The organism is Kitasatospora sp. NPDC087271, assembly GCF_044744605.1.
Lineage (GTDB): Bacteria > Actinomycetota > Actinomycetes > Streptomycetales > Streptomycetaceae > Kitasatospora.
In genome coordinates this window covers 177,572-201,251 of record NZ_JBIUYQ010000011.1, presented here as the reverse complement: position 1 = coordinate 201,251, position 23,680 = coordinate 177,572, and the positions used below count along the sequence as shown (strand labels likewise).

Here is a 23,680-nt window from a genome sequence, read left to right as displayed (position 1 = left end):
TCGCAGAGGTCAGACGGTGTATTCCGGGTGGTCGATGCCCCGCTCCCAGACGGCTTCGAAGGCCGAGACGCAGAGCTTCACCACCGCCGGGTCCTCGGACAGTTCATATTTGGGGTCGGCCCAGTCCCCGACGCCGGTGAAGTGGTTGAACTCGACCAACCGGCCGTCGAAGACCCAGAAGTCATTGCCCGGTAGTGCGATGTCCGACGCCCGGCGGCGCGGAAGCCAACGGACCTGTTCGCCGGCCGCGACGTTCACGGCGGTCCCGGCGTGCTCGAAGCGGATGTAGTCGGTCACCGGCTCCGAAACGATCCGGGCCCTGCGCATGACCACGCCCCGGCTGACGGCCTCCCGGACGAGAGGCACCCACCCGGCCCAGCCCTCGGACTCGGGGTCGAGATCGGGGTGGACGCCGCTCCGCTGGAAGCGTGCGAAGTCCGTCGACTCATCGCCCACGCCGTACCAGTCACGCATCTCCAGGTGCACGGCCGAGTGTTGCGCGGCCTTGAGCAGGTCAGAGAAGTCCGGAACGTTCTGCGTCATCGAGTGCCTTCCTAATGATCGCCGCCATGCGGAGCGGGATACGGACCACGGCCTCACCCTCGGGGACGCCGATCGTGTGGCCAGGAACCCACTCGGTCGTGCTGACCTCGGTCAGCAGTTCCTCCCTGGGCTTCCAGCCCTGGAACACCAGCTCCCGCTCGTGGTCGTCCACCCACACCGTCGGCGATCCGTTCCCCTGGGTCTCGGGGTCCATCCCGTTGAACCGTAGTGCCATCGGGTCCTCCCGTGCCAAGCCGGTTGCGCGTCCTTGCATTACCGTTCCGCAGAGATGACGGACATTCAAGAGCGCAAGGGGAGCAGGCCGGCGCATTCGGAGCGGGTCCGACGCATCTCGCAAGCGGCACATCCCTTGCGAGTGGAAGGCAGTAAGAGAATGGGCGAGTTCACTCCTGAGGCCGCCGAAGCGCTGAAAACCGCGGCGGCCATCTGCGGACCGCTGGAGCTGGAGGAGATCAGCAACCGGCGGGGCTCGGCGGTCTGGAAGGCGACCGGTCCGCGGGGCGTCGCGAGTATCAAGCTCGGCACCGGCGAGGCCGCCGAGGTCACCGCGAGGGAAGCCTCGGTGCTGGACCAGCTCCCCGGCTACACCGTGACCGCCGGCCGGTTCGACGACGGCGTCTGGTTCGTCACCCCGTGGCTGGTCGGACCGTCCACCTGGCAGGCCCTCCGCCCCCTGCGCAAGGGCGAAGGAGGGCGGGACGAGGCCCTGGCCGCTGCGGTCGGGCTGTGCCGCGCCGTGGCAGACCTCCACGCCGAAGGGTGGGTGCACGGAGACCTCCAGCCCCAGCACGGCATCCACGGTGGCGACGGGACCGTGCGACTCCGCCGTCCGATCCCCCTGTTCGGTCCGCCCAAGACCCCACTACCCGGCGAGGCGGGTAGTGGGGTCTCCGTCCATGTAGCGGCGACCGTCAGCCGGTGACGCTGGGGGTGCCCGTCTCCAGGTGGCCGGTGAAGCGCTGGGACCAGCCGGCGTCCGCGTCCACCGTCACCGTGAAGTCGTACCAGCCGTTGTTGTAGGCCACGGCGTTGAAGAAATCGGTGACGTTGCCGCCGGCGGGGACCTGGTACGTCCAGGGGCCGTCCGTCCGGTAGTTGTTGGAGGCGATCGTGAAGGTCAGCGGCGTCGTACCGGAGTTGGCGAGCTTGAAGTAGACCGCCAGCTTGCCCGTCCCCGGCTCGACCGCGTACGAGGCGGTGACGGCCGCGTTCTTGCCCGCCTTGGTGGCGTCGCCCTTGAAGCGGCGCAGGAAGCGGTTGGGGCCGACGACGGTGAGGTCGTAGGGGCCGCCGCCGAAGTTGGTGCCGCAGTTGAAGAAGTCGCTGGTGGTGCCGCCCGGATCGACGGTGTACTGCCAGGGGCCGCCGCTGCGGTAGGCGTTGGCGTAGGCGGCGAAGTGGGCGGACTTCGCCGCTGCCGCGCCCCCGTTGTCCATCGTGATCCAGACCTTCATCACCCCGCCGGAGCCGAACTCCAGGTGGTCCAGGTTGGCGTTCGGCTGGTACGGCAGGGCGCGGGCCGGCCGGGTGCCGGTCTCCTGGATCGGCAGCTGGTTGTTGACCGGGGCCGGGTTGGGCAGCGGGCCGCACGCCGACAGGCCGATGGTCTGCGAGGTGTCGGGCAGCCCGGGCAGGCCGTAGACCGGGTTGGCGAAGTCGAACGCGCTGGTCAGGTCGCCGCAGACGCGGCGGCGCCAGTCGCTGATGTTCCGGCATTGCGCGGGCGTGCCGAGGGCGGCCGTCCAGGTCTCCAGGAAGCGCAGCACGGAGGTGTGGTCGAAGGTCTCGGAGTTGACCCAGCCGCCGCGGGTCCAGGGCGAGACGGCGATCATGGGGACGCGGAAGCCGAGGCCGATGTTGGTGCCGTTGTAGAACTCGCCCGGGGTGCCGGCGGGGGCGGCCGGCGGCGGGACGTGGTCGAAGAAGCCGTCGTTCTCGTCGTAGTTGATGAACAGGACGGACGAGTTGAAGACGTTCGGGTCGGCGTTCAGCGCGTCGATCACCAGGTGGACGAAGTGCGCGCCGTCGGCCGGGGTGGCGTACGGGTGTTCGGATGAGGCCTGGTCGGGGACGATCCAGGAGACCTGCGGGAGGGTGCCGTTCAGCACGTCGGCCCTGATCGCGGCGGCGATGTCGTCCGGGGTCCTGCCGGTGGCCTTGGGCACCGAGCCCATGCCCTTGACGGCCAGCGGGCTGCCGGCCGGGGCGCCGGAGAACTGGGTGAAGTACGCGAGGGCGTTGTCGCCGTAGTTGTCGGCGGCGTTCTGGTAGACCTTCCAGCTGACGCCGGCGCTCTCCAGCGCCTCCGCGTAGGTCTGCCAGCGCAGGCCCTTCTCGTCGCCGCCGTCGTACGCGGGGCCGCCGGCGCTGCCGGCCGGGTCGATCTGGCCGGACCAGTGGTAGGTGCGGTTGGGGCCGGTCGCGCTGAGCACGGAGCAGTGGTAGGCGTCGCAGATGGTCCAGTTCTCGGCCAGCGCGTAGTGGAACGGGATGTCCTGGCGGGTGAGGAAGCCGAGGGTGCGGACGTTGCCCTTGGCGGCGACCCAGGAGTCCATCTTGCCGCTGTTCCAGGCCTTGTGCTGATCGCTCCAGCCGTGGCTGAGGTCACCGTTGCATTGGGCGAGGCGCTCGGGGTCGGCGCCGCCGGCCGGCTTGGTCTGGCTGAACTGCCACGGGTACTGGCGGCCGAGCAGGCCGTTGGGCTGGTTGAAGACGCTGTAGCCGCCGGCTATCTGGATGGCGCTGCGGTCGGCGAAGCCGCGCACGCCGCGCAGCGTGCCGAAGTAGTGGTCGAAGCTGCGGTTCTCCTGCATCAGGATCACCACGTGCTGCACGTCGTTGATGGTGCCGGTCTGCTGGAGCGTGGCGGTGGAGGCCACCGCGGGCGCGCCGGGGGCGGCCCCTGCGGCGCTGGTGCCTGCCACGGCGAGTCCCGCCGCGGCGGCACCGGACAGCGTGACGAACTTCCTACGACTCAGCTCGGCCATCAGCCCGGCCCGTCCCTTCACTGGCGATCTGGCGATGTTGTGTACACAAGTCGGGGCTCATCGATCGCGGAGCATCTTCCACCCCGGCCGGAGGCGTCCACCAGATGCGCGCGGCAGGGTTGGCGGACTGTTCGTCCGGGTGTCACCGAGCGACGCCGGGCTGAACGGGCGGCGGAAACGCCGGGGAGGGACGGAGCGGGCGGCTGGTCAGCGGTCCTTGACCTCGATTCCCAGTGCCTGGGCGAACTGCGGCGCCAGCTCCAGCAGTTGGGTGGAGCTGATGACCGCGCCGCGCAGCCCCTGGTGGCCGTCCGCGAGTCCGAGCCGGGCGGCCCCGCGCAGGTCGGTCTTCTTCAGGGTGGCACCGCGCAGCCGGACCTCCTCCAGCGTGGAGCCGGGGAAGGACACCTCGGTCAGCTTGGCCTCGCCGAAGTCCACGTCGCGCAGCAGGCAGTCCTCGAACACGACGTCCCGCAGCACGGCCGCCCGCAGGTTGACCGCCTCCAGCTTGCAGCCGCGGAACACCACCCGGCGCAGCGCCGAGCCGTATCCGGCGACCCCGGCCAGCACGCCGCCGACGAAGGCGCTGTCCTGCCACTCGGTGTCGCTCAGGTCGCAGGCCACCCAGCGACCGGCCTGCACCCAGACCTCGTTGAAGCGGGCCTGGCGCAGCTTGACCCCGCTGAGCGCGACCCCGGTGAAGGCGCACTCCAGGAACGCCGCCCCGGCCGCCGACTCGTCGGTGTGCTCGCCGCCGTCGAAGTGCGTGGTGTCGTAGCGCTCGTCGCTGCGCAGCCGCCCGGTGTGGGGGCGGAGCAGGTCCGCGTACGGCAGGTCGGCGAGCTGGTCGGGGGCGGAACGCGGCATGGCGGCGGCACCTCACGGTCGGGGGCGAACGGGTCTCGCCCGAATGCTCGCACGCGGCACCGACAACGCCCCGGACCGGCCGCAGCGGACTGCGGCCGGGCCGAGGTGCGGTCCTCAGAAAGGTCAGCCGCGCGCCCAGAGGGAGTTGACGCGGCTGCGCTCGGTGCTGTTCGGGTACGGGTTGGTGCAGGAGGTACCGGGGCCGCCGCCGGACATCAGCTCGCTGCACGGGCCGGAGTAGTGGTCCGGCAGGCCGAGCACGTGCCCGGTCTCGTGCGCGGTCACCCGGACCGAGTTGTACTGCCGGTTCTGCTGGTAGTCGAGGAAGACGTAGCCGCGCCCGTGGCCGTCGGTGCTGGCGTAGGAGCCGCGGCTGTCGTTGCCCTCGTAGTACGAGAAGTCGCCGCCCGAGCCGGCCCGCAGCTGGACGTTGCTGACCGAGCTGTTCCAGATCTGCGCGGCGTTGGCTATCTGGGTGCGGAAGGTCGGTGCCGAGCTGGCGTCGTAGGTGACGACGACGGTCGCCAGGTTCGGGCTGGCGGCCTGCTTGGCCTTCGCGGAGGCCATCACGGCCTGGAAGAACGCCTGGTTGTTCGCGGCCTCGGCGGCCGAACCGGCGTACGTCGAGGCGGTGTAGCCCTGGACGGCCGGGCCGGGGGTGGCGGCGGACGCGGCGGTGGCGGGCAGCACGGCGAGACCGGCCGCGAGGGCCAGGCCGAGGGTCGCGGACAGCACGGATCGCTTCATGTGGGGGCTCCGATTCCGGTGGTGCCGTGGCCGGTTGGGGGCCGGCCCTGGGGGACACCTGGTCAGCGGGTGATGTCCCCAGAGCTTCGGGCAGCCCGGCGGGCGGGCGGATGATGTCAACCCGCGATAGCTTCGATCAATACCCCTTGCGGTAAAGGGATTTGAGATGTCTTTAACCGGCCTTGACTCGCGCGTGCCCCTGGCATTCCGCTCCACCGGCGGTTAGGCTCCCGATCGGGGAAGCAACCGAGCGGCGGGCCACCCGATTCCGGCCGGGCGGCCCGCCGCACCCGAAGGGCATCGGCAACTTCCTTGGCGCCGCAACGAGTTCGCGGGCTCCTCCGATTCGAGGGCTTCCCCAGTTCGCGGACTCGCCCAGTCCGCGGGCTTGCCCGGTCCGCAGGCTTGCCTAGTTCACGGACTCGACGCCGTTCGACCAGAGGCTGTCGACCTGGCCGCGCTCGTTGCTGTCGGGGTAGGGGTTGGTGCAGGACGGGCCGGGGCCGCCGCCGGACATCAGCTCGCTGCACGGGCCGGAGTAGTTGTCGGGCAGGCCGAGCACGTGCCCGGTCTCGTGCGCGGTGACGCGCAGCGAGCTGTACTGCTGGTTCTGCTGGTAGTCGAGGAAGACGTAGCCGTGGCCGTGGCCGTCGGTGCTGGCGTAGGAGCCGCGGCTGTCGTTGCCCTCGTAGTACGAGAAGTCGCCGGTGCCGCTGCTCGCCTGGAGCTGGACGTTGCTGACCGAGCTGTTCCAGATCTGCGCGGCCTGGGATATCTGACTGGTGAAGGAGGGCGCGCCGGCGGTGTCGTAGGTGACGGTGACGGTCTGCAGCCACGGGTTGGCTGCCTGCTTGGCCTTGGCGGAGGCCATCACGGCGTGGAAGAACGCCTGGTTGTTCGCGGCCTCGGCGGCCGAACCGGCGTACGTCGAGGCGGTGTAGCCCTGGACGGCCGGGCCGGGGGTGGCGGCGGACGCGGCGGTGGCGGGCAGCACGGCGAGACCGGCCGCGAGGGCCAGGCCGAGGGTCGCGGACAGCACGGATCGCTTCATGTGGGGGCTCCGGATTCGCGGTACGCCGAACCGCCGGGGCCGGTGGGGGCCGGACACGGCTGCGGCGACGGTGGGGGCGCCCCGGTGGGGCCGGGGCGGATTCGCTGTCCCCGAGCTTCGACCCGCCCGGGCCCGCGGCGGATGATGTCAACCGGCGATAGCACCGCCGCATACCGGCGGGGCCCGCAGCGCGCCCTCCCGCCGCGCTTTGTTCTGTCATGTCCTTGGCGACAAGGCCGGGTGGCGTCTATGCTCCGGGCGTGGAGCTCGACGTGAGACACCTCCGGGTGGTGTGCGCTATCGCCGACACCGGCAGCCTCCGCAAGGCCGCGCTCCAGCTCGGCATGACCCAGCCCTCCCTCACCACCCAGCTGCACCGCATCGAACGGGCCATCGGCGGCACCCTGTTCACCCGCGAGCAGACCGGCAGCCGGCCCACCGCGCTCGGCCACTCGGTGCTGTCCCGGGCCCGGCCGGTGATCACCGAGATGGCCGCGCTGGTGGCCGCCGCCCGCCAGGAGGCCCGCGACGCGGCCGGCCCCGGGCGGCAGCGCCGGCTGCGGATCGGCAGCGTCGGCAGCCGGGCGGTCGCCGCCTGGCTGCGCCGGGTGCACGAACGGCTGCCGGACACCGACACCACCATCCACGTCGACGTCTCGGCCAGCGCCCTGCTGCGGATGGTCGCCGCCGACCAGCTGGACGTGGCCTTCGTCTACGAGAGCGAGGGCTTCCCGCTACGGGTGCCGCCGGACGCCGAGCACCGGGTGCTGATGGCCCGTGAGCCCCAGTTCGTCGCGCTCGCCGCCGGACACCCGGCCGCCGCCCGCCCGGTCGTCCACCTGACCGATCTCGCCGAGGACACCTGGATGGTCGACCCGACCGCCGACCACGAGTACGCGGCGATGCGCCGGGTGTTCAGCGATGCCGGGCTCAACCCCCGGGTGGTCCAGGTGCGGGACAACGCCACCGCCGCCGAACTGGTCGCCTCCGGCGAGGCCGTCCGCCCCTGCCAGCCGACCTCCGCCCCCGGTCCCGGCACGGTGGTGCGCCCCGTGCACGGGGACCCGCTGGCCGTCCGGCTGCTGCTCACCTGGCGCCCTCGCGCGCTCAGCCAGCCCGCGCTGGACGCGCTGTATGGCGAACTGCGCGCCGCCTACCTGGACCTGGCCAAGGTCAACCCGGCCTACCTGGCCTGGCTGGCCCGGCACGAGCCGATCCTGCTGGACTGCGCCTGAGAATCAGCCCCCGTCAGCCCTCCCGGCTGTGCAGCACCACGCCCACCGCCACGGTCAGCGCGCAGACCAGGCCCGCCGCCGGCACACCGGAGCCCCCGAACGCCGTGCAGGCCAGCACCAGCACCGCCCCGGTCGGGGCCAGCGCCTGCGCCAAGCCGGTCTTGGTGTGCCGGGAATGCAGCAGCCAGACCGTGAGCAGGTAGAGCGCGGTGGGCACGGTGACCGTCGCGGTGGCGGCCGTCGCGGAGATCTCCGCCTGGTGCACGGCCGACTCCACCGCCACCTCCAGTCCGGTGCCGATCGCGGCGGCCGCGCCGAACACCAGGTAGTGGCCGTACCCCCAGGCGAAGGCCTGCCGGTTGGAGCGCAGGTGCTCGTGGACCGGCCGGGCGAAGTAGATCCACCAGGCCGCGAAGCAGATCAGCAGGCCGCCGACCGCCACCGGCAACAGCCGGCCCAGCTCCTCGTGCTCGTCCACCGCCGACTGCACCGCGACCGTCGCGGCCGCCACCGTCTCGCCGAGCACGATCAGGGTGAACAGCCCGTACCGCTCGGCGATGTGGTGCGGGTGCCAGGAGGTCTGCTTCCGCAGTTCGGCGACCACCGGCACGGCCAGCTCGCACAGCACCCCGAGCGGGATGACCACCGGCCGGACGGCGTCCGGCAGCAGCACCACCACCACCCAGCCCACCTGGCAGAGCGCGATCCCGACCGCGTACCGCACGGCGACCCGGCGCGCCTCGCCCTGCTCGCTGGCCGCCGCCCGCAGCCACTGGGTGACCATCGCCAGGCGCATCACCACGTACCCGGCGATCGCCAGCGTCAGGTCCTGGGTGGCGAACAGCCGCGGCACCCCGGCCGCGAGGACCAGCACCCCGGCGATCTGCACCAGCGTGGTGACCCGGTACGGCACGTCGTCGCAGTCGTACGCGGAGGCGAACCAGGTGAAGTTCATCCAGGCCCACCAGATCGCGAAGAAGGCGATCGCGTAGCCGCGCAGGCCGTCGCCGTAGTGGCCGGCCGCCAGGGAGTGGGCGAGTTCGCGCCCGGCCTGGCCGACGGCGACCACGAAGCAGAGGTCGAAGAAGAGTTCCAGCGGGGTGGCGACCCGGTGCGGCTCGTCCCGGTCGCGCGGGACCATCCGGCGCACCGGGGGCGGGTCGACGGGGCGCGGGTGGGGGGCGGCGGCGGATTCGCTGGCCATCGGTGCTGCTCCGGGTTCGGGAGGGGCTGGCTGTCCCGCGCATCCTGGCAGCGGCCCGGGCCCCGCGCACGCACCGGCGCGACGGGCGCAGCGGTTCGCGGTCCCGGGATCGATTGCGCCTTTCGTCCGCTTTTTTCCTTGCCGTCAGCCGTAGTTGACGCCCCGGTGCGCGAACCGGGTGACAGCGCGGCGGGTTTCCGGGCGCGCCCCGCGCGCTGCGCCGCGGCCGGCCGGACGGCCCCGCTAGATTCGTCCCCGGTTGGAAGCGAGCGCGGGCCTTGCGGGGCCCCACGACACGGGCGGCCTGCGGGCAACGCGGAAGGTCAAGGCCGGTGGCAGGAGAGCGGGGGCGGCAGAGCCGACCTTCCCGTGTCCGTACCACCGGCCTCGTGATCACCGCGCTGCTCGCCAGCGCCTGCCGCCCGGTCGCTCTCGCCGCGTCCGCGGCGGGGGCTACTTCTCCCAGCCGACCTTGGCGTAGTCCTCCCCGGCCAGGCCGAAGGCGCCGTAGTTGGCGAGGCCCTTGCGCGTCGCCACCACGGTCGGCCGCTGGTAGAGCTCGACGGTGTGGCCGAGTTCCCAGATCTTCGCGTCGGCCTGGTTGTAGAGCTTCGCGGCCTCCACCGGGTCGACCGTCCCGGCCGCCTTCTTGAGCAGGTCGTCGACCTCCTGGCTGCCGATCCGCGAAGGGTTGTTGAAGGTGTTGTCCCCCACCGGCAGACGGAAGTTGCCCAGGCTCTTGGAGAGCGGGAACGAGTCGGTGTTGCGCCAGCTCGCGATCTCGAACTTGCCCGGGTTCACGTACTTGGTGAAGAAGTCGTTGGCGGGCACCTTGTCCAGGCTCACCTTGACCCCGGCCTGCAGCCACATCGCGGCGGCGGCGGTGGCCAGGTCGATCTGGGCCTGCGGGGTGGACTCGTTGACCGTCCAGTGCAGTTGCAGCGACTGGCCGTCCTTGGTGCGCGGCTGGCCGGCGCCCGCCTCCTTCCAACCGGCGTCGTCCAGCAGCTTCTTGGCGGCGGGCACGTCGAACTTCGCCCACTCGCCCGAGTTGTCCTGGTAGCCGGTCTGGTTGGGCATGAAGATGTGGTTGCCGAGCGGCTTGAACTCCACCGGCACCCCGTTGTTGGCGATCTTGATCAGTGCGGACCGGTCGAGCGCCTTGCCGAGCGCCTGGCGGACCTTCTGGTCCGCCAGCGCGCCGCCGGAGCCGAAGGAGATGTGCACCTCGTCCCACGGGCTGGCGGCCCGGATCGCGGTGTCCTTGGCGTCCTTGAGCTGCCCGTACGCGGCGGCGGTGCCGGCCGTGGCGAGGTCGATCTCGTTGTTGAGGTACGACTGGGTGGTCGCGGACTGGGTCATCACCCGGAAGGTGATCTTGTCCGCCTTGGCCTTGGTGCCCCACCAGGCCGGGTCCGGGACGAGCGTGAGGGTCTGCGCGGTCTTGTCCGCCACGCCGATCTTCAGCGCGCCCGCGGTGATCGGGATCTTCTCCACCCAGCCCTTGTTGAAGTCGTCCGGGGTGGCGATGCCGGCCGCCGGGATCAGCGGGCGGAACAGGTTCTGCCAGTCCGCGTACGGCTCGGAGAAGGTGACCTTCACCTCGCTCGGGTCGGCCCCCTGCTCGACGGCGGAGATCTGCTCGTAACCGGACGGGTCGGCGATGTTGTACGCCGGGTCCTTGCCGTTGCTGGCCTGCCAGTCGGCCTTGAAGTCCAGGTAGCTGAGCGGCTTGCCGTCCGACCACTTGGCCTTGGGGTTGAGCTTGTAGGTGATCACCTCGGGCGAGGTCGAGGTGACCTTGGCGTCCAGCAGGTAGTCGGCGTTGGGCTGGAAGGTGCCGGAGGCGTCCGTGTTGAAGAGCGACGGCTCCAGGGCGCGCATGATCGAGACCGCGTCGCCGTAGGTGCCGTCCACCTGGAGCGGGTTCCACTGGGTGATCCACTGGTACAGCGGGAACCGCACCTCGCCGCCGTCCTTGACCTGGTCCAGCGGCTTGGCGTTGATGTCCTGGGAGTCCTGCCGGGGCGGCTCGCTCTTCGCCACCTTGTCGGCCGAGCCGCCCCCGCCCGAGGTGCACGCGGTGACCGCCAGCGCGACGGCGACGGCGAGGGCAGTCGCCCGGCCGAGGCGGCGGGCCGTGGTGGAAGCGTCCATGGAGTCCCCCTGGTGAGGTCTTCGAAACGGGCGGTAACGGGCAGTTGTGCCGCGTGAGGTGTGGCGGGGCTTGAGCGTGGGCAGCCAAGTCGGCACCGGGCCAGCAGAACGTAACAGCCGATCAGTTCCGTCACCAGGGGGAGAACCGCACACCTGATCCAGAAGTCATCCGCGGCAATACTGCCGCAACACCCCGGCCGCGCACCGCTGCCAGACTCTGACCTGCGCTTTCCCCGTACCGCCTCGTCCTCCTGCCGTCCGAAGGCCTGAACGGGCCCCGACCGAAGGCCACCACCCGATGCCCACCAGACGCGTCGGCCCCTCCCCCACCCCGGGCGGCCGTTGATGCTCCGTTACCTGGCGAAGCGCCTGAGCTACTACGCGGTGCTGCTGATCGCCGCCGTCTTCCTGGCGTACGCGATCTCCGCGACCGCCCTCCAGCCGCGCACCTACTTCGACGCCAAGGTCCCCCGCCCGGCCGCCGAGTCGGTCGAGCGCCAGCTCACCGCGCTCAACCTGAACGACCGCACCCCGGTCGTCGAACGCTTCGGCCACTGGGCCGACGGGCTGCTCCACGGCGACCTCGGCCGGACCATCCACGACACCCCGGTCACCGACGACTTCGGCCGCCGGGTCTGGGTCTCGCTGCGGCTGCTGCTGCTCGGCAGCCTGCTCGGCATCGTCCTCGGCATCGCCGCCGGGGCCTGGAGCGCCGTCCGCCAGTACCGGATCTCCGACCGGCTGCTCACCGTGCTCTCCTTCGTTCTGCTCTCCACCCCGGTCTTCCTGGTCGCGCTGTTCCTCAAGAACGGCGCCATCGCCGCCAAGGACGCGGCCGGCCACGACGTCATCCCGTTCACCGGCTACGAGACCCCCGGACTGACCGGCGGCCTCGGCGCCCACCTCGCCGACTGGGCGCTGCACCTGCTGCTGCCCACCATCTCGCTCGCGCTCGGCGGCCTCGCCACCTACAGCCGCTACCAGCGCGGCACCATGCTCGACGTGCTCGGCTCCGACTACCTGCGCACCGCCGAGGCCAAGGGGCTCACCCGCCGCAGGGCGCTGGTCAAGCACGGGCTGCGGACCGCGGTGATCCCGATGTCGACCATGTTCGCCTACAGCTTCCTGGGCATCTTCACCGGCGCGATCTTCACCGAGACGATCTTCGGCTGGCACGGCATGGGCGAGTGGCTGATCCAGTCGATCAACGAACAGGACGTCAACTCGGTCGTCGCCGTCAACCTGTTCACCGCCGTCGTCGTCCTCGCCTCCGGCTTCCTCGCCGACACCCTGCACGCCGCCCTCGATCCGCGCGTGCGGTCCTGACCGGAGGTGAACTGACGTGACCACCGTCGCCGTGGAACCGGCCGCCCCGGCCGCCGCCCCCCGCACCACCGGCCGGGCCCGGCTCGTCCTCGCCCGGCTGCTGGCCGCCCGCGGGGCCGTCGCCGGAGCCGTGATCGTCCTGCTGCTGTTCGCGCTCGCCTTCGGCGGGCCGTACCTCACGCCCTGGGACTACGCCGCCCCCGACTTCGGCGCGCTGCACCAACCGCCGTCCGCCGAGCACTGGTTCGGCACCAACGGGATCGGCCAGGACGTCTTCGCCCAGACCGTCCGCGGCCTGCAGAAGTCGCTGGTCATCGGCCTGCTGGTGGCCCTGTTCTCCACCGTGCTGGCCTCCCTGGTCGGCGCCTGCGCCGGTTACTTCGGCGGCTGGGCCGACCGCGCGCTGATGTTCGCGGTGGACCTGCTGCTGGTCTTCCCCAGCTTCCTGATCATCACCATCGTCTCGCCCCGGCTGAAGAGCGCCGGCTGGATCGCCTTCGTACTGCTGCTCGCCCTGTTCAACTGGATGATCACCGCCCGGGTGGTCCGCTCGATGACCATCTCGCTGCGCGAGCGCGAATTCGTCCGCGCCGCACGGTTCATGGGAGTGCGGCCGCTGCGGATCATCACCCGCCACATCCTGCCGAACGTCGCCTCCTTCCTCATCATCGACGCCACCATCGCGGTCGGCGGCGCCGTGATGAGCGAGACCGCGCTCTCCTACTTCGGCTTCGGCGTCAAACCGCCGGACGTCTCGCTCGGCACCCTGCTCGCCGCCGGGACCAGCGAAGCCCCGGTGTTCCCCTGGCTGTTCTACTTCGCCGCCGGGCTGCTGGTGCTCTTCGTCCTCGCCGTCAACCTGATCGGCGACGGGCTGCGCGACGCCCTCGACCCCACCGCCGGGGGCGCGCCCCGCCGCCGCTCCGCCCGGAGGAAGAAGCCGTGACCACCACCGTCGACACCCCCCTGCTCGCCGTCAGCGACCTGCGGGTGGACTTCGCCGGGCCGCACGGCCCCGTCCCCGCCGTCCGCGGGGTGGACCTCACCCTGCGGCGCGGCGAGACCCTCGGCATCGTCGGCGAGTCCGGCTCCGGCAAGTCCGTCACCGCGCTGTCCGTGCTCGGCCTGCTGCCGAGGACGGCCGGCGTCCAGGGCTCGGTGCGACTGGACGGGCGGGAACTGGTCGGGCTGCCCGGCAAGGAGCTCGCCGCGATCCGCGGCCGCCGGATCGCCATGGTCTTCCAGGACCCGCTGTCCGCCTTCACCCCGGTCTACCGGATCGGCGACCAGATCGCCGAGGCCGTCCGCATCCACCAGCGGGTCGACCGGGTCGCCGCCCGCCGCCGGGCCGCCGAACTCCTCGACCTGGTGGGCATCCCGGCCCCCGAACGGGCCCTGGACAGCTTCCCGCACGAGTTCTCCGGCGGCATGCGCCAGCGCGCGATGATCGCCATGGCGATCGCCAACGGCCCCGACGTCCTGCTCGCCGACGAGCCGACCACCGCGCTGGACGTCACCATCCAGGCCCAGGTGCTGGACGTGCTGCGCACCGCGCAGCGGGAGACCGGCGCGGCCCTCGTCCTGGTCAGCCACGACCTCGGGGTGATCGCCGGGATGGCCGACCGGGTCGCGGTGATGTACGCGGGGCGGGTGGTCGAGACCGCCGGGGTGGACGAGCTGTTCGCGGCCCCGCGCCACCCGTACACGCTCGGCCTGATCGGCGCGGTGCCCCGGCTGGACGGGCTCGGCGGCCCGCTCGTCCCGATCCCCGGCGCACCCGCCCCGATGGCCGACCTGCCGCCGGGCTGCCCGTTCGCCGCCCGCTGCCCGCTGGCGGAGGAGCGCTGCTCGGCGGCGGAGCCGGAACTGGCCGGGGGCGACGGTCACCTGGCGGCCTGCGTCCGGTCGGCGGAGCTGGCCGAGCGGCGGCCCGCGCCGGCCGACGTCTACCCGGTGCCGGCGCTTCCGGCCCCGTCGGCCGCTCCGGAGGACCGGGGGGACCGGAGCTCGCGGGCGCCGGTGCTGGCGGTGAGCGGCCTTGGCAAAACGTTTCCGCTCCTCAAGGGCACGGTGTTCAAGCGCCGGGTCGGCGAGGTCTACGCGGTGGACGGCGTCGACCTGGACCTCCGGGAGGGCGAAACCCTCGGCCTGGTCGGGGAGTCCGGCTCCGGCAAGTCCACCACGCTGTTCGAACTGCTGAACCTCACCGCCCCCGAGACCGGCCGGATCGAACTGCTCGGCCACGACACCGCCGAGCTCTCCCGCGCCGAGGCCCACCGGCTGCGCGCCCGGCTGCAGATCGTCTTCCAGGACCCGATGGCCAGCCTCGACCCGCGGATGCCGATCGGCGACATCATCGCCGAACCACTGCGCGCCCAGCACGCCGCCCGCGAGGAGATCGCCCGCCGGGTGCCCGAACTGCTGCACCAGGTCGGCCTCGACCCGGACCACGCCGCCCGCTACCCGCACCAGTTCTCCGGCGGGCAGCGCCAGCGCGTCTCCATCGCCCGGGCCCTGGCCGTCCGGCCGAAACTGCTGGTCCTGGACGAACCGGTCTCCGCCCTGGACGTCTCCATCCAGGCCGGGGTGCTCAACCTGCTGCAAGCGCTCAAGGCCGAACTCGGCCTCTCCTACCTGTTCGTCTCGCACGACCTCTCGGTGATCCGGCACCTCGCCGACCGGGTCAGCGTCATGTACCTCGGGCGGACGGTCGAACAGGGCGAGGTCTCCGCCGTCTTCGACCGCCCCCGGCACCCGTACACCCGCGCCCTGCTCTCCGCCGTCCCACTGCCCGACCCCGCCGCCGAGCGCGCCCGCGACCGCATCCTGCTCGCCGGCGACCCGCCCTCCCCCACCGAGCGCCGCACCGGCTGTTCCTTCCGCACCCGCTGCCCGGTGTACGCCCGCCTCGCCGACCCGGCCGCCCGCACGCGGTGCGAACAGGAACGGCCGGCGCTCCTCGACGACATCCCCGCACAGGACCACCAGGCGGCCTGCCACTACCCGGAGTCGTAGCCGGCCGCCTGTGATCGCCGCGGGCGACCACTGCGGGCGACCACTGCGGGTGACCATCCGAAAGCGATTCGGCGGATCGACCGGGTGCCGTGTAAAGTTCTCCGGGTCAGCAGGCGCCGCTAGCTCAGTTGGTTAGAGCAGCTGACTCTTAATCAGCGGGTCCGGGGTTCGAGTCCCTGGCGGCGCACATGGCAAGGTCTCAGGCCGCTCACTTCGGTGGGCGGCCTGAGGCGTTTCAGTGGGCGTCGCGGCGGGTGCCCGGCCTCAACGGATGCCCAGCCTCAACCGGTGTCCAGGACCGCGGAGGCCACCGCGTCCGGGCGGTCGAACATCACCAGGTGCCCGGCCGGGGCGGTGGTGCGGTAGTCGGCCCCGAGCAGCGCCGCCAGCTCCCGCTGGCCGGCCAGCCACTCCTCGGTACGGCGGCTGCGGCAGCCGTCGTCGGCGGCGAGCACGGTGACCGGCAGGCCCTCGGGCAGCGGCCGGGTGCGCCGCAGCCCGTCCACCTCGGCGGCCAGGTCGAGGTAGCGCGCGTTCTCCCGCAGCAGGGCGCGCAGGGCCCGGCCGGTGCGGTAGCAGTGCCGCACCAGCGGCGCCGGGGCGAGGTCCTCGCGGCAGACCGTGGACAGCCTGGCCGTCAGTCGGCGGGCGGCCGGGCCGAGCAGGTACGGCACGGCGACGGCGGTGGCGGCGCCCGCGAGCGCCCGGACCGCCAGGTCGCGCGCGCCGGGGGCCGGGTACGGCCGGGCCGCCGGTTCGACGCTGCCGTCCACCAGGACCAGCCCGGCGGCCCGGCCGGGGTGCAGCCGGGCGAAGGCCTCGACGTGGAAGCCGGCCAGCGAGTGGCCGACGACGGTGCAGGGCCCGCGCAGCCCGAGGCCGTCCAGCACCGCGCGGATCCGCTCGGCCTCGCCGGCGGCCGTCGGAGCGGGCCGCCCGGTGGCGGGCTCGGGGGCGCTCAGCCCGTAGCCGGGTCGGTCGAAGCGGACCACGGTGCGGTAGGGCGTGAGGAAGGGGACGACCAGGTCCCAGTCGAACCAGCTGCTGCCGAGGCCCCCGGTGAGCAGGCAGACCGGGCCGCTGCCCTCGGTGCGGACGTGCAGCGGGACGCCGTCGACGCGCAGGAAGCGCGCCCGGGTGCGGGGGTCGTCGGGTGCGGTCATGCCGGCTCCCGGCCCGGGGGCCGTTCGGCCGGCCGGGGCCCCCGGTGCGGCGGAGAAGCGTCGGACCAGGTGGATTCGTCGGACGGCGCCCCTGCGGGGAGGGCCAGGCTCAGCGCCAGGACGGCCAGCCAGAGCGCCACCAGCAGCACCTGGAGCCGCTGGCCGGCCCCGAGCGCCCAGGTGCCGCGCCCGGCCTCGAAGGCGGCGATCGCGGCCAGGCTCCAGCCGGTGGCCAGCAGTTCGGCGCCGAGCAGCCAGGGCCCGATCCGGCGCACCGGCGGCCACCAGCCGTAGCGGCGGGCGGCGACGGTGAGCGCGGCCAGCCCGGTGAGCGCACCGAGCATGGCGAGGCTGCTGGTGACGGCGTGCGCGGTGTGGGTCGCGGGGACGAGCCCGGCGGTCTCGCGGGCGGCGCACATCTCGTCGCTGGTGGGGGCGCAGCTGAGCGGCAGCCGGGAGTCGGCGGCGGTCGCCGCGCCGAACAGGGCGAGGGCGGACCAGCCGACCACCGCCCACCCGCGCCGGGCGCCGCGCGGCCCGGCCTGCCCACCGGCGAGGGCGGTGACGGCCGCGGCGAGCACACAGAGCCCGGCGACCAGGTCGGTGGCCCGGAACAGGCCGCCCAGCGGCTGGTCCTCGGCCGCGAGTTCGCTGATGTACGCCTGCACCGGGTCGAGTCCGGTGCTCAGCACGACCTCCAGCACCCACGCGGTGTACGCCGTGGCGCTGAGCATCAGCAGCGCGGCGACCGCCTTCCGCGCGTTCGGGTGTCCGGGCTTGGGGCTGGGCACCGTTCCACCCTAACCGGCGGCGAACTGCACCCCAACCGGGCGGAAACGGACACCTCGGCGGCGGGCTCGTTCCCGCGCGGCCGCGGGCGGTTCCGGGCGGTTCGAGGCACCCGCCGGGACCGTGTATTGTTTTCCAGGTCAGCAGGCGCCGCTAGCTCAGTTGGTTAGAGCAGCTGACTCTTAATCAGCGGGTCCGGGGTTCGAGTCCCTGGCGGCGCACAGACATTTGGGGAGCCTCTCGCAACAGCGAGGGGCTCCTCAATTTTTTGGCCTTCGACGTCCGTTTTGCGTGTGATGTCGGTCTCGATTGCCGTTCCGGTGGAGCCAATCGGCCCGCCCGGCTCGTCCAGGGCAGTAAACCGGAATCGGGACAAAGGTCCCTAACCACCGATGTCCCCGTCCGTGCAGGCTGACCCGGTCCGCCCGCAGGAAAGGCCGCGCCTTGTCCGAGAACGCCCAGAGCGGCCGTCGCACGCCGTCGACAGGCCTCCGACCGGTCAAACGCTTCAAGCGCGCCGCCCCCGTGACGGGCGGCGGGAAGCCCCGCCGCCCGAAGCGCACCGGCTGGCGCCGGCTGATCCCCACCTGGCGGATGAGCCTGCTCGGCCTCGCCGCGGCCCTGCTGCTCGGCGTCGGCCTGTTCGTGCTCGGGGTCACGCTGGTGAAGGTCCCCGACGCGCACGCCGCCGCGACCGCGCAGAGCAACACCTGGCTCTACGCCGACGGCTCCGTGATCACCCGCACCGGCCAGACCAACCGGCAGAACGTCAGCCTGGACAAGGTCTCCCCCGCCGCCCAGCACGCCGCACTGGCCGCCGAGGACCGCAACTTCTACCACGAGGGCGCCGTCAACGTGCAGGGCCTGCTCCGGGCCGCGGTCAACACCGCCAAGGGCGCGGGCACCCAGGGCGGCTCCACGATCACCCAGCAGTACGTGAAGAACACGTACCTGAACCAGAAGCAGTCGGTCACCCGCAAGGTGAAGGAACTCTTCATAGCCATCAAGGTGGACGCCACCGAGAGCAAGGACGACGTCCTCTCCGGCTACCTGAACACCTCCTACTACGGCCGCGGCGCCTACGGCATCCAGGCCGCCGCCCACGCGTACTTCGGCGTCGACGCCTCCGCGCTCAACCCCGCCCAGGGCGCCTACCTGGCCACCCTGCTGAACGCCCCGAGCGCCTACGACGTGGCCACCGCGACCCCGGCCGGCAAGCAGAACGCCGTCAACCGCTGGAACTACGTGCTGGACGGCATGGTCAAGGAGGGCTGGCTCTCCGCCGAGGAACGGTCCGCCACCACCTTCCCGGACGTCAAGGACCCGCAGCCCAACCCGGGCCTGTCCGGCCAGACCGGCTACCTGGTGAACGAGGCCACCCAGTACCTCACCTCGAACCAGGTCATCAGCGAGACCGAGCTGGCCAAGGGCGGCTACACGATCAAGCTGAGCATCGACCCGGCCCGCCAGCAGGCCCTCCAGGACTCCGTCCAGGCGCAGCTGCGCGACACCCTGAACCCGGACAAGCGGAAGAAGGACGCGGCCGCCCAGGCCGGCGCCGTCTCCGTGGACCCGAAGACCGGTGCGGTCGTCGCCCTCTACGGCGGCGTCGACTACGTCAAGCACTACGTCGACAACGCGACCCGGCGGGACTACCAGGCCGGCTCGACCTTCAAGGCGATCGCCCTGGCGGCCGCGTTCGAGAACAACGCCAAGACCCAGGACGGCCGGACCGTCACCCCGCGCACCGTCTACGACGGCACCAGCGGCCGCAAGGTCCGCGGCGGCAAGGGCACCCCGTACGCGCCGCCGAACGAGGGCGACAGGAGCTACGGCCAGATCTCCCTCCAGCAGGCCACCGACTGGTCGGTCAACTCGGCGTTCGCCCAGCTGGCCCAGGACACCGGGCTCCAGAAGGTCAAGGACACCGGCATCGCGCTGGGCCTGCCCGGCAGCACCCCGGGCCTCGACCCGGTACCGTCCATCCCGCTCGGCGCGGCCACCCCGAGCGTGCTCGACATGGCCGGCGTGTACGCGGCGCTGGACAACGGCGGCAAGCAGATCACCCCGTGGCTGGTGCAGTCCGTGGACCGCGAGGGCGAGGCCGTCCCGCTGCCCGCGCACAAGACCACCCAGGCGATCAGCACGGACACCGCGAACCAGGTCACCTCGATGCTCCAGGGCGTGGTGAACGACCCGGGCGGCACCGGCTGGCGAGCCAAGGCACTGGGCCGCCCGGTGGCCGGCAAGACCGGCACCACCGACGACCAGAAGTCGGTCTGGTTCGTCGGCTACACCCCCGAGCTGGTCACCTCGGTGGCCCTGTTCGGCCAGGACCCGGGCAGCGGGGCCCAGGTCAGCCTGAGCGGCGTCGGCGGGATCGACGGCGCGGCGGGCGGCCAGTTCCCGGCGCAGATCTGGACCAGCTACATGAAGGCGGCGCTCAAGGGCGTGCCGGTCAGCGACTTCCAGACCCCGGCCGACGGCGGCGACTCCTCCGGCGCCACCGATCTGCCGACGGCCCCGTCCTCGCCGAGCAGCACCCCGTCGACCGGGACCGGCTCGAACGGCGCCTCGACCGCCCCCGCGGCGCCGACCACCCCGCCGGGCGACGGCGCCGGGGCCGGGGCCGGGGCCGGCTCGGGCCCGACCACGCCGGCCGGCGGCTCGAACTCCGGCGGCGGCGGTGTGACCAGCCCGCCGACCGCGCCCCCGGCCACCCAGCAGCCGACCGCCCCGCCGACGACGCGGCCCACCGGACGGCCCACCGGACGGCCGACACCCTCCACCGGCCCGACCACGGCGCCGACCACGCAGCCGACCACCCAGCCCACGGGCGGGTCGGACACGCTCACCGGGGCGGGGGCGAACGCCGGGTAGCGGCGGCGGGGGCGGGGCGCCCGAGTGGCGGGAGGGCTCGGGCCGGCGAGGGGGCGCGGACGGCGCAGGGGCGTGCGCGGGCCGGGTGAGTGCGCCGCTGCGCACAGTTCCGTGCAGGACCAAATGACGGAATGGCACCTTACTGACCGCCCGGTATGACTGCCACAATGCGTCGGTGCACAGATCAACGGCCTCGCCCACCCTCCCCACGGGCAGAACCCTCGGCCTCAGCCTCGCGCTGGTCTCCGCGTTCGCCTTCGGCGGCTCCGGCACCGCCGCGAAACCACTGATCGAGGCCGGCCTCTCACCGCTGCACGTGGTGTGGCTCCGGGTCACCGGTGCCGCCGTGGCCCTGCTCCCCATCGCCTACCGCCACCGGGACGCCGTCCTGCGCCGCCCCGGCCTGCTGATCGGGTTCGGCCTGCTCGCCGTGGCCGGCGTCCAGGCCTGCTACTTCGCGGCGATCTCCCGCATCCCGGTCGGCGTCGCCCTGCTCATCGAGTACCTCGGACCGCCGCTGCTCATCGGCTACGTCAAGTTCGTCCAGCGCAAGCCGATCAGCCGGGGCGCCGCGATCGGCGCCGGCGTCGCGGTCGCCGGGCTGGCCTGCGTGGTGGAGGTCTGGAACGGCCTGAGCTTCGACGCGCTGGGCGTGCTCTTCGCCCTCGGCGCGGCCTGCTGCCAGGTCGGCTACTTCGTGCTCGCCGACGCCGGACGCCGGGGCGAGCGCCCGGTCGACCCACTGGCGGTCAGCGCGTTCGGGCTGCTGATCGGCGCCGTCCTGCTCACCGTCTTCACCCGGCCCTGGCAGGCCGACTGGAGCACGCTCGGCGGATCCGTGGTGATGAACGGGCACACCCTGCCCGCGCTGCTCCCGGCCGCCTGGATGATCCTGATCGCGACCGTGCTCGCCTACCTGACCGGCGTGATCGCCGTCGGGCACCTCTCGCCCCCGGTCGCCGGGGTGGTGGCCAACCTGGAGGCGGTCGTCGCCACCGTGCTGGCCTGGGTGCTGCTCGGCGAGCACCTCGGTCTGCCGCAGATCGCGGGCGGCCTGCTCGTGCTGACCGGCGCCTTCGCGGCGCAGACCGGCAAGCCGGCGGCCGCGGAGGCCGCGGAGGCCGGGGGTGCTCCGGGCTCTCCGGAACGGGTCACCGCCGAGCGGCAGGTCAGCGGCCGAACCAGCCGAACCAGTCGAGGTGATTGAGCGGCCACACCACGGCCGACACCGGCCCGACCACGTTGTCCACCGGCACGGCCCCGTCCCCGGGACCGCGCTGGTGGTAACGGGAGTCCGCCGAGTCGCTGCGGTGGTCGCCCTCGACCCAGACGTGGCCCGAGGGCACCGTCACCGGCCCGAAGTCCAGGCCCGCGCACGAGTCGTCACCGGGGTGCAGGTACGGCTCGTCGACCTTCTTCCCGTCGACGGTCAGCGTGGTGCCCGTGCACTGCACGGTCTGGCCGCCGGTCGCGATGACCCGCTTGACCAGGTAGTTGTCGTCCTTCGGCGGCACCAGGCCGACGAAGCTCAGCACCGAGCCGGCCGCGTTGGTGAACGGGTTCGAGTCGATGGGCTGCGGCGGGAGCCAGCCACCCGGATCCTTGAACACCACCGGCTGCCCGGGCTCCGGCTTCCAGCCGGTCAACGGCGCCAGCTTGTTCACGCCCACCCGGTCGCCGATCCGCAGGGTGTTCTCCATCGAGCCGGACGGGATGGTGAACACCTGGAACAGGCAGGTCTTGATCAGCAACGCGACCACCAGGCCCACCGCCACCATCGCCGGGATCTCGATCCACCAGGGCCGGGGCCTGCGCCCGGTCCGCCGGGCCTTGCGGCCGCGCGAACCGCGCGCACGGCGGCGGGCCTCGGCGCGGCCGCCGGACGCGTCACGGGCGTCGGAAGCACCGGGGTCGCGTCCGGCGGCGGGGGCCGGACCGGACCCGGCATCGCTCGGCGTTTCGGGCAGGTTCACCGCCATCGTCGCTGCTCCACCTCTCCGGCTGGGGGAACCTGCACGCTACGCCAACCCCGGAGCCTCACGAAATCCGGCGTTTAGCCGCCCCCGACATGTCCGGGCCGGGCGGCGCCGGGGCCGTTCTCGACGGCTCACCACCGGCCCCCTCAGGGGTGCTCTCAGGCGCGGGCGATGGCCTCGTGGTGCCGGATGACCTCGGCGATGATGAACGTCAGGAACTTCTCGGCGAAGACCGGGTCCAGCTTGGCCCCGGCGGCCAGCTCCCGCAGCCGCTTGATCTGGTCGCGCTCACGCGCCGGATCGGCCGGCGGCAGCTTGTGCTCGGCCTTGAGCCTGCCGACCCGCTGGGTCGCCTTGAAGCGCTCGGCCAGCATGTGGACCACCGCGGCGTCGATGTTGTCGATGCTCTCGCGCAGGCTGGTCAGCTCCGCCCGCACGGCGGCGTCGACCCCGTCGGGCAGGCCGGCGTCGGGGGTCGTGGGGTGGTCCGTCATCGGGGCGGCTCCCGGTGTCTGAAGTGGGCACCCGGCCGTACGGCGGCCGGGCTCGGGCCCGGGCAAATCTAACAGGGCCCCCGTGGTGGAGCCGCACCTTTTGGCGGATCCGTCCACAATCCGGACATCGCCCGCGCCACCCGGCGCACCGTACCGATCCGGGCCCGTGCCGCCCAGGGCCGAACCGGGGCCGCCCCGTAGGCTGGTGCGCGCATGACCGGAAGTGACGACTCAGCAGTCCCTCAGTAATGGAGGTACCGATCGTGGCAACCACCCGCACCGCCCGCACCGCTTGGGAGGGCAACCTGCTCGACGGCAAGGGGCAGGTGACCTTCGCCTCGTCCGGGATCGGCGAGTACCCCGTCTCCTGGCCGGCCCGGGCCGAACAGCCCAACGGCAAGACCAGCCCGGAGGAGCTGATCGCCGCCGCTCACTCCGCGTGCTTCTCGATGGCCCTCTCACACGGCCTGACCGGCGCCGGCACCCCGCCCGTCAAGCTGGACACCCAGGCCGACGTCACCTTCCAGCCCGGCACCGGTATCACCGGCATCCACCTGACCGTCACCGGCGAGGTGCCCGGACTGGACGAGGCCGACTTCACCAAGGCCGCCGAGGACGCCAAGGCCAACTGCCCGGTCAGCAAGGCGCTCGCCGGCACCACCATCACCCTCACCGCCAAGCTGGCCTGACGCCCCGACGGATCGCGACGGATCCCGGCGCGCTCCGGCCGCTCCGGGCGCGCGGTCGGCGCCCGGGGGCGCGATCTCGGCGCACGCGCCCCTGGCGCACATCATGTGATGTGCACCGGGGGCGTCTGCATGTACCGCCGCACATGATCACAAAGCGGGCGAATCACCCTGGCGGCGGTCACCGCGCGTTGCCGCCGCGGCCTATGATCGGCCGCAGCGCCCTGTTCTTCACGCGGGTCTCCGCGCGACAGCGCCCCACGGCGGGCGCCCCGCACCGGACCGACTCCGAGGACCTCGACAGAGTGCGGAGCCGGCCGCCGGAGTCCCGATTGGCCGGCCGGACCAGCATCCAGCGTCAGCAGCGGACGGGAGCATGCCGTGCCGGGCCAGAACGAGGGGGCCGACGCACACCACCCGGGCGTGCGGCACGAGGAAACACCGCACCACCGTCACCTCACAACACCCCTCCTGGGCCCGAACATCAGCACCGTCGGTCCGGCTGGTTCGGTTGATTCGGTCGGTTCGATCGGTCCCGT

Annotated in this window: 20 protein-coding genes and 2 tRNA genes; 10 read left to right on the top strand and 12 right to left on the bottom strand. The window is 72.6% G+C overall.

The features are described 5' to 3' along the window. Nucleotides 1-9 precede the first annotated feature (9 nt). Nucleotides 10-543 (bottom strand): DUF6879 family protein, encoded by a 534-nt coding sequence (locus ACIO9K_RS20555; protein ID WP_363583620.1) that lies wholly within the window; start codon nucleotides 541-543, stop codon nucleotides 10-12. Next, a complete protein-coding gene (locus ACIO9K_RS20550) occupies nucleotides 515-757 on the bottom strand; it encodes a hypothetical protein (RefSeq protein WP_363583622.1) in 243 nt (80 codons plus the stop codon). Before ACIO9K_RS20550 ends, ACIO9K_RS20555 begins: the two co-directional genes overlap by 29 nt. Before the next feature lie 180 nt (nucleotides 758-937). Between ACIO9K_RS20550 and ACIO9K_RS20545 the strand changes: the two genes are divergently transcribed. After that, a complete protein-coding gene (locus tag ACIO9K_RS20545; RefSeq protein ID WP_363619971.1) occupies nucleotides 938-1,486 on the top strand; it encodes a hypothetical protein in 549 nt (182 codons plus the stop codon). Here the strand turns inward: ACIO9K_RS20545 and ACIO9K_RS20540 are convergent. The 4 genes from ACIO9K_RS20540 to snpA (ACIO9K_RS20525) form a co-directional block, all read right to left on the bottom strand. After that, nucleotides 1,476-3,551: a phosphocholine-specific phospholipase C gene (locus tag ACIO9K_RS20540; RefSeq protein ID WP_363619973.1), complete on the bottom strand. Its 2,076-nt coding sequence runs from the start codon at nucleotides 3,549-3,551 to the stop codon at nucleotides 1,476-1,478. The genes ACIO9K_RS20545 and ACIO9K_RS20540 overlap by 11 nt on opposite strands. Before the next feature lie 207 nt (nucleotides 3,552-3,758). Then, nucleotides 3,759-4,418 (bottom strand): pentapeptide repeat-containing protein, encoded by a 660-nt coding sequence (locus ACIO9K_RS20535; RefSeq protein ID WP_363619975.1) that lies wholly within the window; start codon nucleotides 4,416-4,418, stop codon nucleotides 3,759-3,761. 123 nt (nucleotides 4,419-4,541) lie between these two features. Next, nucleotides 4,542-5,165: a snapalysin gene (gene snpA / locus ACIO9K_RS20530; protein WP_350882593.1), complete on the bottom strand. Its 624-nt coding sequence runs from the start codon at nucleotides 5,163-5,165 to the stop codon at nucleotides 4,542-4,544. Nucleotides 5,166-5,574: 409 nt separating this feature from the next. Continuing rightward, a complete protein-coding gene (gene snpA, locus ACIO9K_RS20525; RefSeq protein ID WP_363619978.1) occupies nucleotides 5,575-6,216 on the bottom strand; it encodes a snapalysin in 642 nt (213 codons plus the stop codon). A 260-nt stretch (nucleotides 6,217-6,476) separates the two neighbouring features. On the opposite strand from snpA (ACIO9K_RS20525), the gene ACIO9K_RS20520 reads away from it, so the two are divergent. After that, entirely contained in the window at nucleotides 6,477-7,451 is a 975-nt protein-coding gene (locus tag ACIO9K_RS20520) for a LysR family transcriptional regulator (RefSeq protein WP_363619979.1), read from the top strand. 13 nt (nucleotides 7,452-7,464) lie between these two features. Here ACIO9K_RS20520 and ACIO9K_RS20515 read toward each other — a convergent pair whose 3' ends face one another. Further along, nucleotides 7,465-8,655 (bottom strand): low temperature requirement protein A, encoded by a 1,191-nt coding sequence (locus ACIO9K_RS20515; protein ID WP_363619981.1) that lies wholly within the window; start codon nucleotides 8,653-8,655, stop codon nucleotides 7,465-7,467. 453 nt (nucleotides 8,656-9,108) lie between these two features. Further along, nucleotides 9,109-10,812 carry an ABC transporter family substrate-binding protein gene (locus ACIO9K_RS20510; RefSeq protein ID WP_363619983.1) on the bottom strand — a complete coding sequence of 568 codons (1,704 nt, stop codon included), beginning with the start codon at nucleotides 10,810-10,812 and terminating at the stop codon, nucleotides 9,109-9,111. A gap of 345 nt (nucleotides 10,813-11,157) precedes the next feature. Here ACIO9K_RS20510 and ACIO9K_RS20505 point away from each other — a divergent pair, with 345 nt between their 5' ends. The 4 genes from ACIO9K_RS20505 to ACIO9K_RS20490 all read left to right on the top strand — a co-directional run bounded on the left by ACIO9K_RS20505 (nucleotide 11,158) and on the right by ACIO9K_RS20490 (nucleotide 15,340). Then, nucleotides 11,158-12,138, top strand: coding sequence for an ABC transporter permease (locus tag ACIO9K_RS20505; protein WP_350882603.1), 981 nt, complete (start codon nucleotides 11,158-11,160; stop codon nucleotides 12,136-12,138). A 16-nt stretch (nucleotides 12,139-12,154) separates the two neighbouring features. Beyond that, nucleotides 12,155-13,084: an ABC transporter permease gene (locus ACIO9K_RS20500; protein ID WP_350882605.1), complete on the top strand. Its 930-nt coding sequence runs from the start codon at nucleotides 12,155-12,157 to the stop codon at nucleotides 13,082-13,084. Further along, the gene (locus ACIO9K_RS20495; protein ID WP_363619985.1) at nucleotides 13,081-15,153 is read left to right on the top strand and encodes an ABC transporter ATP-binding protein; all 2,073 of its coding nucleotides are present in this window, start codon (nucleotides 13,081-13,083) and stop codon (nucleotides 15,151-15,153) included. Before ACIO9K_RS20500 ends, ACIO9K_RS20495 begins: the two co-directional genes overlap by 4 nt. Before the next feature lie 113 nt (nucleotides 15,154-15,266). Further along, nucleotides 15,267-15,340 (top strand) — tRNA-Lys (locus tag ACIO9K_RS20490). 94 nt (nucleotides 15,341-15,434) lie between these two features. Here the strand turns inward: ACIO9K_RS20490 and ACIO9K_RS20485 are convergent. Then, nucleotides 15,435-16,316 carry an alpha/beta fold hydrolase gene (locus tag ACIO9K_RS20485; RefSeq protein ID WP_400331633.1) on the bottom strand — a complete coding sequence of 294 codons (882 nt, stop codon included), beginning with the start codon at nucleotides 16,314-16,316 and terminating at the stop codon, nucleotides 15,435-15,437. After that, nucleotides 16,313-17,050, bottom strand: coding sequence for a DUF998 domain-containing protein (locus ACIO9K_RS20480; RefSeq protein ID WP_363583761.1), 738 nt, complete (start codon nucleotides 17,048-17,050; stop codon nucleotides 16,313-16,315). Before ACIO9K_RS20480 ends, ACIO9K_RS20485 begins: the two co-directional genes overlap by 4 nt. 202 nt (nucleotides 17,051-17,252) lie before the next feature. On the opposite strand from ACIO9K_RS20480, the gene ACIO9K_RS20475 reads away from it, so the two are divergent. The 3 genes from ACIO9K_RS20475 to ACIO9K_RS20465 all read left to right on the top strand — a co-directional run bounded on the left by ACIO9K_RS20475 (nucleotide 17,253) and on the right by ACIO9K_RS20465 (nucleotide 21,192). Next, nucleotides 17,253-17,326, top strand: a tRNA-Lys gene (locus ACIO9K_RS20475). 223 nt (nucleotides 17,327-17,549) lie between these two features. Continuing rightward, on the top strand, nucleotides 17,550-19,985 hold the full coding sequence (locus ACIO9K_RS20470) for a transglycosylase domain-containing protein (protein WP_400331630.1): 2,436 nt from the start codon (nucleotides 17,550-17,552) through the stop codon (nucleotides 19,983-19,985). Between the two features lie 175 nt (nucleotides 19,986-20,160). Then, nucleotides 20,161-21,192, top strand: a complete 1,032-nt coding sequence (locus ACIO9K_RS20465; RefSeq protein ID WP_400331627.1) for an EamA family transporter — start codon at nucleotides 20,161-20,163, stop codon at nucleotides 21,190-21,192. Here the strand turns inward: ACIO9K_RS20465 and lepB are convergent. Then, a complete protein-coding gene (gene lepB, locus ACIO9K_RS20460; RefSeq protein WP_400331624.1) occupies nucleotides 21,155-21,964 on the bottom strand; it encodes a signal peptidase I in 810 nt (269 codons plus the stop codon). The two genes, ACIO9K_RS20465 and lepB, sit on opposite strands and share 38 nt — an antisense overlap. Before the next feature lie 155 nt (nucleotides 21,965-22,119). Further along, nucleotides 22,120-22,455 (bottom strand): chorismate mutase, encoded by a 336-nt coding sequence (locus ACIO9K_RS20455; protein ID WP_363583648.1) that lies wholly within the window; start codon nucleotides 22,453-22,455, stop codon nucleotides 22,120-22,122. Between the two features lie 263 nt (nucleotides 22,456-22,718). Between ACIO9K_RS20455 and ACIO9K_RS20450 the strand changes: the two genes are divergently transcribed. Then, nucleotides 22,719-23,144, top strand: a complete 426-nt coding sequence (locus ACIO9K_RS20450) for an OsmC family protein (RefSeq protein WP_363583650.1) — start codon at nucleotides 22,719-22,721, stop codon at nucleotides 23,142-23,144. Nucleotides 23,145-23,680 lie beyond the last annotated feature (536 nt).